Source organism: Argonema antarcticum A004/B2, assembly GCF_023333585.1.
In the GTDB taxonomy this organism is placed as follows: Bacteria; Cyanobacteriota; Cyanobacteriia; order Cyanobacteriales; family Aerosakkonemataceae; genus Argonema; species Argonema antarcticum.
In genome coordinates this window covers 14866-30272 of the sequence record NZ_JAIQZN010000049.1, presented here as the reverse complement: position 1 = coordinate 30272, position 15407 = coordinate 14866, and the positions used below count along the sequence as shown (strand labels likewise).

Below are 15407 nucleotides of genomic sequence, written 5' to 3'. Positions count from 1 at the left end.
GACAATTTGATGATATCACAAGATAGTCACGCCGAGAGTTGAGAGTGTTTGGCTGTGTGCCATTTGGCAGCTAATAGTATTCCCAATAACATAAGTCCACCGAAGAAGTAATGAGAAACGAGGAATTTCGATCCAAAAAATTGGAATATGGGATTGCTTGGTTTATCCAGGATCACCGGAAGCGATACTAATATAGTGGATAGCGCGATCGAGTTAACCCAAATTTTCCCTTGAGGAACTGCTAGCCGATCGCAAATGTACAAGGATAATGGTAGCACTAAAAATAAGTAATAGTGTGTCCAAGAAATTGGAGCGATTAGCAACGCGAGACAAAGGACGATCGAAAATTCTAAATATTCGCTTTCTATTGTTCGCGGTTGTTTAGAACGCCAGCAAACCCAGATGGTGCTGCCGACTAATACGGATATGAATAAGTATCGCAATACTTTGAATTCCCCACCGATTTCTAGAGGTTGCCAACTTTTTAAATTGACATCATTCAACAAACGAACTAAGAAACCATCTACTGACTGAACGTTAAATGCAGCTATCGGTTTACCCGCAAAACTGAGAATACATTTTTCAAACCAAGTTATGTGTAAATCTACGCCAAACAAAAGTACGGATGCTGCCACAATGGCTAGTAGTGCGGCGCTAAATCCTACCACGACTCGCCAGCGTCCCCGCATGGCAAAATAAACGCCAAGTAGGAAAAGAGGAATTTTGATTAAGGCTGCGATCGCTAATAAAATACCCAGCCAGATTTCTCGCCGATCCCGCAGACAAAATAAAGCGACAATCAGCATTAAAAATACAAAATGTGTCGAATTTCCTTGCTTTAAACTGTAATATAATGGCCCATTAACTATAACAAGTCCTGCTATTGCTAATTGCTGCCATTCCGAAGCTTTGGTTAGTTTTAATAACAGATATCCCGACAGAAAAATGGATATCAATCCTAGAATGGTAATCGAAATTTGAGCAGCTAGTTTCGGCAAAAAAGAAATAGGTGTAAATAAAATAGCGAAAATCGGAATATTGACAAATCCTAAGCCTTTACCCCACTCATATAACCTTGATGGGTCTTCGATAATCAGTCTGCCAGCAGGATAGTAGGATTTATTAAAGTCGCCGCAGAAATTAGACCAAGAGACAATCCAAGAGAAGATCGCCATTGCTAAGGCAGGCAAACCGTAACTCAACCATAAACTAAAACCTTGCCTTTTAGATTTAGTGACGATACTATTTAGACTAACTGTAGCTAAAATTAAAACTCCATAGATAAGGTAAATTACCATAGAAAACGATTACAGCTTAAGTTTGAGTGCCGCTAACCTTTAAAATCATACCCCCGTTGTGCCATTCTGTCATGCTAATCAAACGTCTGCACGAATTTTTCACCGCGCCTATTTCCACAAATTCTAGACCGAGAGTTATTTTCTGGTTTGTTTTGAGCTTGACTTTTGCCACAATTTACGCTTCTCAAGTTCTCCAGAAAGCCTTTAGCAGTGAATATGTGGCACAGGATGATGCGCGGCAGTTTGTGTTTTGGATGCAGCGGTTTGTCGATCGCGAATTGCTGCGTAACGATTTAATGGCTGAGTATTATCAATCTATTACACCACCGGGATTTGCGAGTTTTTACTGGTTGATGGCAGTCATAGGTGTTGCGCCACTGCTGCTGAGTAAAATTTTACCAATGATACTGGGATTGGTGACAACAGTCTACGTTTTTGGCGTCTCGATGGAGATATTGCCGGTGCCAGCTGCGGGATTTCTCAGCGCATTGCTGTTGAATCACAGTATGTGGATGAGGAATGATGTATCTTCTGCGACTCCTAAAGCTTTCGCTTATCCGTTGTTTGCCGCGTTTTTATATTATTTGTTGCGGCGTTCGTGGATACCTACGTTGGTAGCGATCGCATTACAGGGGTTATTTTTCGCACCGATGGCGTTCATTTCTGGGGGTGTCTTGCTGCTGAGGTTGCTGAATTGGTCAAAGGGACGGCTGACATTATCGCGCGATCGCAAAGATTATCTTTTCAGCGTCACAGGATTAGGAGTAGCCTTTTTATCCCTGCTACCTTATGCGCTGGCTTCCTCTAAATTTGGCCCGCTGATTACAATTAGTCAAGCCAAGTTGATACCAGATTTTATGGCAGGTGCCAGAGTAAGCTTTTTTTACGATAACAATCCCTTGCGATATTGGTTTGCTGGGCCTGAAACTGGCATTTTTCCTTATGTTGGCCCCGCACAAATTTTTATAGGCATCTTATTACCAGTTTTACTGGCATTTCCGTCTCGCTTTCCTTTGACGAGTCAGGTGGCAAGCAAGATTAAAGTTTTAGGTGAAATTGCGATCGCATCCTTCGGGATGTTTTTCGCCGCACATCTGCTGATGTTTAAGCTTTATGGCCCTAGCCGATACACACAGCATAGCTTGCGGATCGTATTTGCGATCGCTTCCGCAATCCTATTAATTTTGTTAATGGATGCCGCCTTCCGATTTTATCGTCCCCCCGTTGCGGGGGGATTGAGGGGGGTAAGTCTTTTGCCTTTAATCTTTAGCTTTTTAATTTTATTTGCAGTAATATTTTATCCCAACTCTTTGAGATTCTTTCCAAGACCGGGATATGTAGTAGGTGAAGTTCCAGAACTTTACAAATTCTTGCAACAGCAACCGAAAGATAGTTTAGTAGCATCTTTATCATTAGAAGCCAATAACCTACCAACCTTTGCTCAACGACCAATTTTAGTCGCAAGGGAGTATTCGCTACCTTTCCACACAAAGTATTATGCTCAAATTCGCCAGAGAGTAATGGATTTGATTAACGCTCAATACAATCCCAATATCAACCAAGTGCGGCAATTTATTCAAAAGTATGGCGTGGATTTTTGGCTATTGGATAGTTCAGCGTTTACACCTGAGTATTTTAATGAAATGGATTCTGCTAACAGGCGTTGGATCGAGCTATATCAGCCAGCAGCAAAAGAAGCTATATTAAGGTTGGAACAAGGAACTATTCCCGCCTTATCAAAATTTGTCGATCGCTGTTCTGTTTTCGAGGGTGGTGACTTAATCATGCTAAAAGCCGAATGTATTCAGAAACCTGGTTTCTAAACAAACACCCTCCGAGAAACCCGGTTTCTCCAAGAAACCCGGTTTCTAAACAAACACAAAACCAACTTATTTTTCATGCTAATCAAAAGCTTGCACCAACTTTTAACCGTTCCTCTGGCCAAACCAACCAAAAATCAAGTACTTTTTTGGTTGGTTTTGAGCCTGATATTTACCATAATTTATGGCATTCTAGGACTTCAAAAAGGTTTAGGTCATGAGTACGTCGTTCAGGATGATGCGCGACAATATGTGTTTTTGATGCAGCGATTTGCCGATTCGCAGTTGCTGCCTAACGATTTAATTGCTGACTATTACCAATCAGTTACCCCTTGTGGATATAGCGCTATTTATCAGCTAATGGCAGGCGTCGGAATTTCGGCTTTACTGTTAAGCAAACTTCTGCCAATGGTACTGGGATTGATAACAACAGTTTACGCTTTTGGCGTTTCTATGCAAATCTTACCTTTACCAATTAGTGGGTTTATTTCTACGCTGTTGCTAAGTCAAAGTCTCTGGATGAAAGATGACTTGGTTTCTGCTACACCAAGAGCGTTTTTATATCCGGTTTTTACAGCATTTTTATACTATTTGTTACGGCGATCGTGGTTACCTTGCTTGGTGACTGTTGCACTACAAGGTTTATTTTATCCCTTAGTGCTGCCGATCTCCCTAGTTGTATTGTTCCTGCGGTTGTGGAATTGGGAAAAGGGATTACCTCGGTTATCAGGAAATAGGAAATATTATGTATTCTGCGCTCTAGCATTGGTAGTGGGTTTGCTATCAGTGTTACCATCAGTGCTAGCATCAGCTAAATATGGCCCAACTATTACGGGAAGTGTAGCTAGGACTTTACCGGAGTTTTTACCTGGAGGAAGATCTAAGTTTTTTCACAGCAATCTTTTGGTTTTTTGGCTAAATGGCAAAGACAGCGGTTTGTTGCCGTGGCTAAAGCCGCAATCAATTTTGGTGGGGTTTTCATTGCCATTTTTATTACGATATCCGTCGCGCTTTCCTTTAATTAAGCAGTTTAAAAGAAGCAGCTTCAAAATTTTGGGCGAAGTTATCTTGGCATCTTTGGTAATGTTTTTGGCAGCTCATGCGCTGCTGTTTAAACTTTATTGTCCCAGTCGTTATACCGAACATACCCTGCGAATTGTTTTGGCTCTAGCAGGCGGACTAGCACTCACCCTGTTACTGGATGCAGTTCTGCATTCCTTGACAGATGCCAAAGAGAATGGTAAGGAAATGGGATATAATTGGAAGCTGTGGGTGACTGGTGCGATCGCAGCAGCACTTATATTACACCCCAACTTTTTGAAGAACTTTCCTACAACTGCTTACAAAGTAGGTCGATCGCCAGAACTTTACCAATTTTTTCAAAAGCAACCAAAAGATATTACGATCGCGTCTTTAGAAGGCGAAGCGAATCTTCTCCCAACCTTTAGCAAACGCTCCATTCTAGTAAGTTCCGAATATTCTCTGCCTTACCATACAAAATACTACGCTCAGATACGCCAGCGTGCGATCGATCTAATCCATGCTCAATACACTCTAAATGGAGAAGAAATCAAAAGCTTTATTCAAAAATATGGCATAGATTTTTGGATGATAGAAGAGTTAGCTTTTACACCCCAGCATATAGAAAAAAATCCCTGGCTGATGCAGTATCAACCAGCAGCAAAAAACGCAATAACTAGATTACAGCAGGGAATTTATCCAGCTTTGGCAGAAGTCGCGCAGCAATGTACGGTTTTGAAGACAAACAGTTTAGTTGTAATGCCAGCAGAATGTATTATCCAGTCTTTGCCGAAAAACTGAAAAAGCTGGGTTTCTCGAAGAAACAAAAACCCGTGTTCTAGGTGGCTTGAGAAGCTATTCGCTGCAAGAGTTCGTCAACTTGTTTAGCTTTCTGAAATTCTCTTTGCTTCATAAATAATTCCTTGGCTTTTTTAAGGCTTTCTACTGCTTCCGCTTCCTTTCCTTGCTGCAACAAACCTAGTCCTAAATTAGTCAAAGCGTCTGCATATTCCGCATTAATTTGAATAGCTTCACGCCACTCGGTAATTGCATCTGGTATCTGACCTTGCCTAGCCAAAGCTACCCCCAAAGAGTTACGCGCTAGTGCGTGTTTGGAATTAATTTGAATTGCTTGACGGTATTCGGTGATAGCTTCATCTGTTCTGCCTAGACGGTCAAGAGCTACCCCTAATTTATAATGAGGTGTTGCCTCTTTAGGGTGCGATCGAGTCAATTGTCGAAATATAGATTCCGCACTTGCCACACTCCCTTGGCTAAAAAGCTGACTGCCGTAGATTACAATTTGTTCGTACCCAGACACTACAGGAGTACAATTTTTCTTGTTATTGGTAGCATTCAAGGAGCATCGTTGCAAGTCATTTCCTTTAATTTCGTAATCTCCTGGTTCGGCTGCGGGAAGCGGCTGAACATTCCTTGGCCGCGCATTTGGCTGCACGTTTAGGGCGGGTTGATCATCATCTATCTGCGCCAAAGTAGATTGTGGCAATAGACAAATAAAAACTCCCGACCCAGCTAAAACGCCTAAAACTATTCCAGTCACAGATTTAGTCAATGCTTTGTTCGCGCTGCTGTCTGTCTTCATAAGCCGAGGTTGACCTTTAAAAAATAGGGAATGGTTACACTGTAATTTAGCAGATCGCTTCTTCATCCAATTAGATCGCCTAATTAGACGAGTTGCTATATCCACCAGCAAAGAGACAATAGGAAGGTAAGTATACGAGAAAACCATGCAAACTGCATCCGTCGAGCTAGAGGCTAACCAGCTACTGCCGCTAATTCCCCGCGAAATTCTCTTTGGGAATCCCGAACGCACCAGTCCCAGGCTTTCGCCGGATGGTAAGTACTTAGCATATATTGCGCCCGACGAGAAGAATGTCTTACAGGTGTGGCTGCGAACCGTGGGAATGGAGGACGATCGCACGATCACTGCCGACAAAAAGCGCGGTATCCGGATTTTCTTCTGGACTTATAATGCCGATCGCCTGATTTATATGCAAGACTCGGACGGCGACGAGAACTTTCACCTGTTCTCAGTCCTAATTCGGCATTCCCAGGCAGAGCCGGGGAACGAGATTGTCCGCGATTTAACGCCATTCCAAAGCGTGAAAGCACAGCCTGTGGGACTTGACCCCAAATTCCCAGATGAGGTGCTGGTGGGGATGAACTTGAACAATCCCCAAAAGTTTGACGTTTACCGTGTCAACCTGAACAATGGTGCGGTTGAGTTCGATACCGATAACCCAGGTAACATTGTCAGCTGGACAGCTGATGCCAATTTCCAAGTCCGCGCAGCCGTAGCTAGCACATCCGATGGCGGTTCCGATCTTTTATTCCGGGAAACGACTGACAAAGAGTGGGAAACCCTGCGCCACTGGGGGCCAGATGAGGAAGGTGGGCCAGTCAGCTTCTCGGCTGATGGAAAAACCATTTATATTGAGGGCAATCATGATGCTAATGCCCAGCGTCTTTTGGCCCTAGACCTCTCGACTCGTGAAGAAAGCGTTATCGCCGAAGATCCCCAATACGATGTCGGCAGTGTAATGATTCAGCCGATAACGCGAGTCATCCAGGCGGTTTCTTTCTACAAAGATAAGCAAGAGTGGAACGTTTTAGATCGAAGTATCGCTGAGGATTTTGAGGCGATCGCAAAAGTCCGTCCTGGAGAATTCGCAATCAGCAGTCGCGACTTGGCAGACAAAAACTGGCTGGTGGCTTATCTTACCGACAATGGCCCGGTTTACTACTACGCTTACAACCGAGATACCAAAACCAGTACTTTCCTGTTCAGCAATCAACCCAAACTGGAAGGGTTACAGCTAGCGCCAATGCAGCCAGTTTCCTACGAGGCGCAGGACGGCTTGACTATCCACGGCTACTTGACGACCCCAGTGGGTATACCAGCCCAACATTTACCGACAGTCCTACTCGTTCACGGCGGCCCTTGGGCGCGGGATTACTGGGGTTATGATTCCGAGGCGCAATGGTTGGCTAATCGCGGTTATGCCGTGCTGCAAGTGAATTTTCGCGGTTCCACAGGTTACGGCAAAGCATTTTTGAATGCTGGCAATCGCGAATGGGCCGCCAAAATGCACGATGACTTGATTGACGCCGTTAACTGGTTGGTTGAAAAAGGCATTTCCGACCGCAGTAAGATTGCGATTATGGGCGGTTCTTACGGCGGTTATGCAACTTTGGTGGGGTTAACTTTCACGCCAGATGTGTTTGCCTGCGGTGTGGATATCGTGGGGCCGAGTAATTTGATTACCCTCTTGCAAACTATCCCGCCTTATTGGGAACCGCTAAAGGCGTCGATGTACCATCGCATCGGAAATATGGAGACGGAAGAGGAGTTTTTGAAGTCGCGATCGCCTTTATTCTTTATCGATCGCATCAAGAAACCTTTGCTAATCGGTCAAGGTGCCAACGATCCACGGGTGAAGCAGTCAGAAAGCGATCAAATTGTCGAAGCTATGCAGAAAGCTGGATTGCCGGTGGAATACGCCCTTTATACCGATGAAGGACACGGCTTTGCGCGACCGGAAAATCGCCTGCACTTCTTTGCCGTAGCAGAGGAGTTTCTCTCTAAATACTTGGGTGGTCGGTTTGAACCGATGACAGATATTCAGGGTCATTCCGCCGTGATTAAATAAGTTGGTAGGGTGGGCAATGCCCACCTTACTAAAACTTGTGGGCTTTGCTGTCGAATATAAATGTTTCCATATTCGTTCCTCAAATCGGATTTAATACCAAATCTGGGTTTGTTAACCCCTTTAATTTTTGGCCTAAACATTGTAGAGACGTTTCATGAAACGTCTCTACAGCCGATCGAGATAAAGGGGTTAATCGTTGCGGATTTGGTATAACTTGCTGACAGTTAGGCTGGCACTAAATCAATGACAACTAACTCAGGACGACACAAAAATCTAAGTCTTGGTGCAGCTCCTCGTTCCATACCGACGCCTCGCGAGACAATTAGGGTGCGTCCGTCGCCGATATCGGTGACACCAGCAGCCCATTTTCTAGGCACTCTGGACAATTTTATCACAGGCCCGATGAAAGGAAGTCGCACCTGACCGCCGTGCGTGTGACCTGCTACTAACAAATCGGCATTAATATTGCCTAAAGCAAAGTCAGGCGCATGACCGAAAGCGATGTGAAATTTTCCGCCGCATTCGGGTATTTCTAACTGGGGATTTCTAGAATCGTTCAGTGTTAGTCCGGTGATACAAATTTCGGGCATCACTACCCTTCCACTATTTTGAAATACTTTTACGGGCAACCCATCAAAAATATGCGGCCATTCCTGATAAAACTCCTGATCTCCTTCCACAGCATACACGCCAAATTTGGCACCGAAATTGATTTCTTTGAGAAAAGTGTTGATCTGGTTACGGAGTTTTTCTCGGCGAGAAGTGTTGTATAGCTGGATATAATCTCCGGGAAGAAGTATCAGGTCTGCTTTCCGATCGATCGCTTTCAGCAAAGTTTGTCGCTCATATTCACCCCAAACATCGGTCTGAAAGTCAGCGATGGCAACTATTTTGATTGGGTTTGCCAGTTTAGGCGTACTCAACCGAACGTGCGATACTTCTAACCAATAGGGTTCGATCGCAAACGCATCAATCCCAATACCACCAATGATTACAGCTATGACAGCGCAGGCGATCGCGATTTTTTTTACAGATCGGCGCAGTGCGATCGCCAAACCGCTCCAAATGATGAAACCATGCAAGAATATTCCGTAGCCTATCAGTCTGGCAATTCCAAACAAATTTTCTCCCAGCAATACCGCCAAAAACAATCCCATCAAGGTTAATAAACCTACGCAGGCGCACAGAGTCCACGCGGTTTGCTTGCGGCGGAAAAATAACAATACCGCTATGTCAGCGACGATTAAGATGGAGTTGTAGAGGAGATTTATTTTCAAAGACATATTCATTAACTTTTTTAGCAGTAGGGTGGGCAATGCCCACCCTACTATTTTTACACTCAATTTTGTTCCTTAAACCGACCTAATAACTCTTGACGGTCAGATTGCATAATCAACTGTGTCGCTTCCTTTGTAGGCAATTGAATCAAAGGCGAGATAATCTGCGATAACGCTTCATCAATTGCCCCAAATTTTACCTCTAGCATACTCTCAATCATCAGACGCTTTTCTTGTTGTATTCCTTGTTGTATTCCTTGTTGTTCTCCTTTTTTGAGAGCTTCTTGTTCCCATTGCAAGTAAAGAGGTGATAACTTCATAATTAAACTCCGTTCGTCTGGATCTAAACTTTCTGTTGTTTGCAAATTAGCTTGGAAGTTGGTCAGTAACTTGAGGATATTCGATCGCAATGGATGCGTTGAAAGTACCTGTAGTTCATCAATTGCCTCCTCTTGCACTTTCTCTCTGCCTAAAAGTCTCAGCCAAAGAGTAGCTTCAGTTTTCGGTAACTGATGAATCACCACAATCGCCGTCCGCAAATAGTCTGCCAGAAAATAGATTCCCGCTCCCCAGTTTTCTAGATCGATTCTAGCGCTAAATCCGTTGAGGATGGATTCTGAGGCGGTTGGGGAAAGAATCCACAGACGAGGTAAAGTTTCCTCCGAAAGGCGCTCTTTTTTTCGATTCGCTTCTCGCTGCAACTCCCCTCGCAGGGTGAGAAGTTTTAAGAGGCAATTACAGATATCGGTAGGAGTAGCTGCATTGCGGAACGGTTCAAACACAGAAGGCGTTGCAGCTAACTGACCGAGTAATCCTAATACCTCTGTATTGGTTGTGGGGGCAAACCAAACGTCTATTTCCCGGACTTCGGCACTTACGCGACGAGGCGCTTTCACCTCCCCAAAAGGCGCTAACAGTTCCTCTAGATAATCTTTAGCAAATTGATCGTGGATAAATCGTGTCATTGAATTTTAGATTGAGTTTAACACATCAGAGGATGAAGAAGAGGTTTGGGGATGGGAAAGGGCGATCGCAATCTGGCGTGAAAAAGCCATCGCCTGTGGAAGTTTAGAAGAATTTTTCACCCTACAGAGTTTCATACAGCAGCTTGCAGTCGGATGAATTACACTCCAGAAACCCGGTTTCTTGAAGAAACCGGGTTTCTATTTACCTCACTCACCTGCAAAGCGCTGTAAAGTTAAGATTGCTCTTATCTTTTCGCAGGAAGGTAGTAATTGTTCAATCAAGCTCCTTCCCGCAATTTATCCAAAACTCCCCGATCTTCTAAAGTAGAAGTATCTCCAGAAACTTCTTGACCGGAAGCTAGATTTCGCAACAAACGTCGCATAATTTTGCCCGATCGCGTTTTCGGTAAAGCATCGGTAAAGCGAATTTCTCCAGGACGTGCGATCGCGCCAATTTCACGGACAACGTGCTGCTTCAGTTCTTTGTTCAGTTCGTCACTTGCTTCATACGTACTTTCCAAAGTCACAAAAGCGACAATATCTTCACCTTTGAGTTGATCCGGTTTACCCACCACAGCCGCCTCAGCAACGGCAGGATGAGACACCAAAGCCGACTCGACTTCCATTGTACCGAGGCGGTGTCCGGCAACATTTATCACATCATCTACGCGCCCCATCACCCAGAAGTAGCCATCTTCATCGCGTCTGGCACCATCGCCAGCAAAGTAAAAATACTGGCCATCTTTAGGCGGAATATGTTCCCAATAAGTGCGGCGGAAGCGATCGGGATCGCCGTATAATGTCCGCATCATCCCAGGCCAAGGATATTTCACCGATAGATAGCCACCTTCATTATCCCCAACCGGGTTACCATCCAAATCGACAACATCGGCGATAATGCCGGGGAAGGGACGGGTAGCAGAACCGGGTTTAGTCGCGATCGCACCAGGTAGCGGCGTAATCATAATCCCGCCAGTTTCCGTCTGCCACCAAGTATCCACGATCGGACAGCGTTCCCCACCAATCACCCGGTGATACCACATCCAAGCTTCCGGGTTAATCGGTTCGCCTACGGTTCCCAGCAAGCGCAGAGAAGACAAATTTCTGGCGTTGGGCAACTGTTCGCCCGCTTTGATGAATGCCCGAATCGCGGTAGGCGCGGTATAAAAAACAGTGACGCCGTGCTTTTCAATCACATCCCAAAAACAACCGGGATTCGACGCACGCGGCGCACCTTCATAGATCAGCGTCGTTGCACCGTTGGATAAGGGGCCATAAAGTACGTAGCTGTGTCCCGTAATCCAACCTATATCAGCGGTACACCAATATACATCGGTGTCTTGAATGTCGAAAATCCACTTGGTTGTTATGTGGGTGTATAAGTTATAACCACCTGTGGTGTGTACGACGCCTTTCGGTTTGCCGGTGCTGCCGCTGGTGTAGAGGATGAACAGCAAGTCTTCGCTGTCCATCGGTTCGGCTGGACAATCGGCGGAGACACCTTTTTGCAAGTCGTGCCACCAGCGATCGCGCCCCGATTCCATGTGTATTTCTTGACCAGTACGCTTGACAACGACGACATCTGTGACAGTTGGTACAGCGCCATTTGCCAAAGCTTTGTCTACTTGTTCTTTGAGAGGAACGATCGCATCTTTGCGCCAACCCCCATCAGCGGTGACTACCACTTTAGCTTGTCCGTCGATGAGACGATCGCGCAACGCCTCCGCGCTGAAACCGCCAAACACAACCTTGTGAGGTGCGCCAATTCTGGCACAGGCTAACATTGCGATCGCCGCTTCCGGTATCATCGGCATATAGATACCGACGCGATCGCCTTTTTGTACACCTAGCTCTTTTAGCACATTGGCAAACTGACAAACTTCCCGGTGCAGCTGTGCGTAAGTGAGAGTGCGGGTGTCTCCCGGTTCCCCTTCCCAAATCAAAGCGGCCTTATTTTTGCGCCAAGTGGTGAGGTGTCTATCCAGACAATTGTAGGAAATATTGATTTTGCCGTTAACAAACCACTGAGCAAAAGGTGGTTGCCAATCTAACACCGTATCCCACTTCTGGAACCACTCTAACTCTTGTTCTGCCAATTCGGCCCAAAACTTCTGCGGATCGGCTTTAGCGCGATCGTATAGTTCCTGATAATCCTCTAAACTCTTGATATGAGCCTTTTGCGAGAATTCAGCAGCGGGATGGAATAGACGTTTTTCTTGCAGGACTGATTCGATCGTTGATTGTGACATAGTTTCGATCTGTACTTATATTTACTCCTGAATTTTCTATCTTGCCGCAAATCTGTACCAAAGTAGTTTTAGTTTTTTTAAGTTTTGTAGCCAACTGGTTCGTTATAATTGTCAATTAGTGATTAGTAAAGTTTCAATATGTTAGTATTTGTCATCCCTCTCAAAAGTCCCAAGGTTTCCAAATCCTGGGAACTCGTCTCTAAGTTATTAGAAAGAACCTTAAAATCGGTATGTAATCAGACTTCCTCCGATTTTAGAGTTATTGTCGTCTGTCATCAAAAACCACAGATTGAATTTAATCATCCTCACATTACCTATATTGAAGTTGATTTCCCAATCCCAGGACAAGACTATCAATCTAAAAGTTTAGATAAAGGGCGCAAAATTTTGCATGGATTATTTTATGCAAGGGAATTTAACCCATCTCATACTATGGTTGTAGATGCTGATGATTGTGTTAGTAAACATTTAGCAAAATTTGTCACTCAAAATCCTCAGAGTAATGGATGGTTTTTCAATCCAGGCTATGTGTATCAGACAGGTAAAAAATTGATTTATTTTCGCAAAAAAGCCTTTAACAAGTTGTGCGGAACTTCCAATATTATTAGATATGATCTACACAAATTGCCTGATGATATAAACCAGGATTATCCAGAACTTAATAAATATTATGACAACCATAGTCATGTCGAAGATCAGATGGTCAAAAGAGGAAATCCTCTCGAACCATTACCATTTATAGGTGCTATATACATAATTGGAAACCAAGAGAATATCTATTTGCAAGGTGATAGTATGTTTATGGATAAAAATAAAGATAAAGGAATTTTATGGAAAATTAAATACTTCCTTAATTATCGGCTTTTCACAAAATCAATTCGAGAAGAATTTGGATTTTATGATATGATATTGTTAAGTAATATCACAAGTGAGTTATAAGTGAACAAAATACCATGTATAATTTTGTGATTATCGGCGGTGGAATAGTTGGTCTTTCTGCTGCTATGGCTATTAGTCAGCACTATCCAAAAGCACGCATTGCAGTGTTAGTTTCCATCCAGACCACCAATTATTGTCCAGTCTTAGGTTGATAGCCAAAATTGAATTTTAATATCTGGAGGTGATTTCGATGAAAACAGTAATATTAGCAGGGGGATTGGGTACTCGCTTAAGCGAAGAAACCACAATTAAGCCAAAACCAATGGTAGAAATTGGGGGACAGCCAATTCTCTGGCACATAATGAAGATTTATTCGGCTTATGGCATTAACGACTTCATTGTTTGTTGCGGTTACAAAAGTTATATGATAAAAGAGTATTTCGCCAACTATTTTATGCGGATGTCTGATGTCACATTTGATTTGCAATTTAATCAAATAAACATTCATAAAGGTTATGCCGAACCCTGGCGCATCACGTTGGTAGATACAGGCGAAAAAACCATGACTGGCGGAAGATTGAAGCGAATCCGAGATCATATTGGCAATGAAACTTTTTGCTTAACTTACGGTGATGGAGTCAGTGATGTTAATATCATTAAGTTAATAGAATTTCATCGACAACAAGGAACCTTGGCAACCTTGACTGCTGTTCAGCAACCCGGACGTTTCGGAGCAATTTCTTTGGGAAAAGATCAAACTATCATCAGCAGTTTTCATGAGAAGCCAGAAGAAGATGGGGCCTGGATTAATGGGGGGTACTTTGTTGTAGAACCTAAAGCGATCGATTACATTACTGATGACGCCACAGTTTGGGAACAAGAACCGATGCAGAAACTTGCTTCTGAAAAACAATTATCAGCATATAAGCACGATGGATTTTGGCAACCAATGGATACGCTTAGGGATAAGAATTACCTCGAAAATATTTGGGATCAAGGAAATGCACCCTGGAAAAGTTGGTAAAAAAATCAATTTCAAATATTTTTTAGCCAAGAGTTAGCTGGGGATAAATTTTGTAGTGATAAACAGGTGGATTAATGGATTATACATTTTGGAAGAACCAAAAAGTTTTGATTACTGGTTATACCGGCTTTAAAGGTAGTTGGCTATCACTGTGGTTGCAAAGCTTGGGAGCAATAACGATTGGATATGCCTTGCCAGCACCGACAGAACCCAGTTTGTTTGAACTGGCAAATGTTGAGCAAGGAATGGTTTCTATCGTCGGAGATATTCGCGATTTGGAAAATCTCAAAACTGTGATGGAAGAACATCAGCCAGAGATTGTTTTTCATCTAGCGGCACAACCGTTGGTGCGTTATTCCTATCAGCATCCAGTTGAGACTTACACAACAAATATCATCGGAACAGTAAACGTTTTGGAAGCAGTTCGCCATACTCCAAGCGTCCGAACAGTGGTGATGATCACCAGCGATAAATGCTATCAAAATAAAGAATGGGTTTGGGGATATCGAGAAAATGAAACATTGGGAGGTAGAGATCCCTATTCCAGCAGCAAAGCTTGTGCAGAAATAGTAATTGCTGCCTATCGAGATTCTTATTTTTCTGCGGCTGATTACGATCGCCATAGGGTAGCATTAGCAAGTGTCAGAGCAGGTAATGTCATCGGTGGCGGTGACTGGGCGGCAGATCGGTTAATACCGGATATCATGCGGTCATTTATGATGGGGCAATCACTCCTAATTCGCAACCCCCATGCTACTCGTCCTTGGCAGCACGTTTTACAACCTTTGAGCGGTTATTTATGCGTGGCCGAACATTTGTGGAAATATGGGCCAGAGTACGCTGAAGCTTGGAACTTTGGCCCTAACGAAGAAGATGCCAAACCTGTTGCTTGGATTGTAGAGAAGTTAACAAAATTATGGGGAGATGGAGCTATTTGGGAATTAGATGCAGCGCATCATCCCCACGAAGACAATTATCTGAAACTTGATTGCTCGAAAGCAAAAGCTAAATTAGGCTGGCAACCAGCATTATCCTTGGATCAAACTCTCGAATGGATAGTAGAATTTTACCAAAGCTATCTAAAGGAGCAGAATATTCGAGAGCTTGTGGAAGACCAAATTAAGCGCTACCAAAGCCTAGAAGAAAAGTCAATTTACCTCGCTCGTTAATAACTCCTCCGCCTGCTTTATCAGTGAATTAAATT

11 protein-coding genes are annotated in these 15407 nt (G+C 43.7%); 6 read left to right on the top strand and 5 right to left on the bottom strand.

Going from position 1 to position 15407, the window contains the following annotated elements; genetic code table 11:
- Positions 1-26: 26 nt before the first annotated feature.
- Positions 27-1298 carry a glycosyltransferase family 87 protein gene (locus LAY57_RS20095; RefSeq protein ID WP_249068622.1) on the bottom strand — a complete coding sequence of 424 codons (1272 nt, stop codon included), beginning with the start codon at positions 1296-1298 and terminating at the stop codon, positions 27-29.
- 71 nt (positions 1299-1369) lie between these two features.
- Between LAY57_RS20095 and LAY57_RS20090 the strand changes: the two genes are divergently transcribed.
- Positions 1370-3121: a hypothetical protein gene (locus tag LAY57_RS20090; RefSeq protein WP_249068620.1), complete on the top strand. Its 1752-nt coding sequence runs from the start codon at positions 1370-1372 to the stop codon at positions 3119-3121.
- 75 nt (positions 3122-3196) lie between these two features.
- A complete protein-coding gene (locus tag LAY57_RS20085) occupies positions 3197-4939 on the top strand; it encodes a hypothetical protein (RefSeq protein WP_249068617.1) in 1743 nt (580 codons plus the stop codon).
- A gap of 37 nt (positions 4940-4976) precedes the next feature.
- Here the strand turns inward: LAY57_RS20085 and LAY57_RS20080 are convergent, their stop codons facing one another.
- The gene (locus LAY57_RS20080; RefSeq protein WP_249068614.1) at positions 4977-5741 is read right to left on the bottom strand and encodes a tetratricopeptide repeat protein; all 765 of its coding nucleotides are present in this window, start codon (positions 5739-5741) and stop codon (positions 4977-4979) included.
- Positions 5742-5886: 145 nt separating this feature from the next.
- On the opposite strand from LAY57_RS20080, the gene LAY57_RS20075 reads away from it, so the two are divergent.
- A complete protein-coding gene (locus tag LAY57_RS20075) occupies positions 5887-7809 on the top strand; it encodes a S9 family peptidase (RefSeq protein WP_249068612.1) in 1923 nt (640 codons plus the stop codon).
- Positions 7810-8033: 224 nt separating this feature from the next.
- Here the strand turns inward: LAY57_RS20075 and LAY57_RS20070 are convergent, their stop codons facing one another.
- The 3 genes from LAY57_RS20070 to acs form a co-directional block, all read right to left on the bottom strand.
- Entirely contained in the window at positions 8034-9092 is a 1059-nt protein-coding gene (locus LAY57_RS20070) for a metallophosphoesterase (RefSeq protein WP_249068610.1), read from the bottom strand.
- Between the two features lie 56 nt (positions 9093-9148).
- Positions 9149-10051, bottom strand: coding sequence for a hypothetical protein (locus LAY57_RS20065; protein WP_249068608.1), 903 nt, complete (start codon positions 10049-10051; stop codon positions 9149-9151).
- 278 nt (positions 10052-10329) lie between these two features.
- The gene (gene acs / locus LAY57_RS20060) at positions 10330-12300 is read right to left on the bottom strand and encodes an acetate--CoA ligase (protein WP_249068606.1); all 1971 of its coding nucleotides are present in this window, start codon (positions 12298-12300) and stop codon (positions 10330-10332) included.
- A gap of 138 nt (positions 12301-12438) precedes the next feature.
- Between acs and LAY57_RS20055 the strand changes: the two genes are divergently transcribed.
- The 3 genes from LAY57_RS20055 (at position 12439) to rfbG (ending at position 15372) form a co-directional block, all read left to right on the top strand.
- A complete protein-coding gene (locus LAY57_RS20055) occupies positions 12439-13239 on the top strand; it encodes a glycosyltransferase family A protein (RefSeq protein ID WP_249068604.1) in 801 nt (266 codons plus the stop codon).
- A gap of 190 nt (positions 13240-13429) precedes the next feature.
- Positions 13430-14203: a glucose-1-phosphate cytidylyltransferase gene (rfbF, locus tag LAY57_RS20050; protein WP_249068602.1), complete on the top strand. Its 774-nt coding sequence runs from the start codon at positions 13430-13432 to the stop codon at positions 14201-14203.
- 74 nt (positions 14204-14277) lie between these two features.
- Positions 14278-15372 carry a CDP-glucose 4,6-dehydratase gene (gene rfbG, locus LAY57_RS20045; protein ID WP_249068599.1) on the top strand — a complete coding sequence of 365 codons (1095 nt, stop codon included), beginning with the start codon at positions 14278-14280 and terminating at the stop codon, positions 15370-15372.
- The last annotated feature ends 35 nt before the right edge of the window (positions 15373-15407 follow it).

Excerpts from the sequence above, each read along its gene's own strand:
- LAY57_RS20080 (WP_249068614.1), bottom strand. The coding sequence starts at position 5,741 with ATGAAGACAGACAGCAGCGCGAACAAAGCATTGACTAAATCTGTGACT.
- acs (WP_249068606.1), bottom strand. The coding sequence starts at position 12,300 with ATGTCACAATCAACGATCGAATCAGTCCTGCAAGAAAAACGTCTATTC.
- LAY57_RS20055 (WP_249068604.1), top strand. The coding sequence starts at position 12,439 with ATGTTAGTATTTGTCATCCCTCTCAAAAGTCCCAAGGTTTCCAAATCC.
- LAY57_RS20085 (WP_249068617.1), top strand. The coding sequence starts at position 3,197 with ATGCTAATCAAAAGCTTGCACCAACTTTTAACCGTTCCTCTGGCCAAA.
- LAY57_RS20070 (WP_249068610.1), bottom strand. The coding sequence starts at position 9,092 with ATGTCTTTGAAAATAAATCTCCTCTACAACTCCATCTTAATCGTCGCT.
- rfbG (WP_249068599.1), top strand. The coding sequence starts at position 14,278 with ATGGATTATACATTTTGGAAGAACCAAAAAGTTTTGATTACTGGTTAT.
- LAY57_RS20095 (WP_249068622.1), bottom strand. The coding sequence starts at position 1,298 with ATGGTAATTTACCTTATCTATGGAGTTTTAATTTTAGCTACAGTTAGT.
- LAY57_RS20090 (WP_249068620.1), top strand. The coding sequence starts at position 1,370 with ATGCTAATCAAACGTCTGCACGAATTTTTCACCGCGCCTATTTCCACA.
- rfbF (WP_249068602.1), top strand. The coding sequence starts at position 13,430 with ATGAAAACAGTAATATTAGCAGGGGGATTGGGTACTCGCTTAAGCGAA.
- LAY57_RS20075 (WP_249068612.1), top strand. The coding sequence starts at position 5,887 with ATGCAAACTGCATCCGTCGAGCTAGAGGCTAACCAGCTACTGCCGCTA.
- LAY57_RS20065 (WP_249068608.1), bottom strand. The coding sequence starts at position 10,051 with ATGACACGATTTATCCACGATCAATTTGCTAAAGATTATCTAGAGGAA.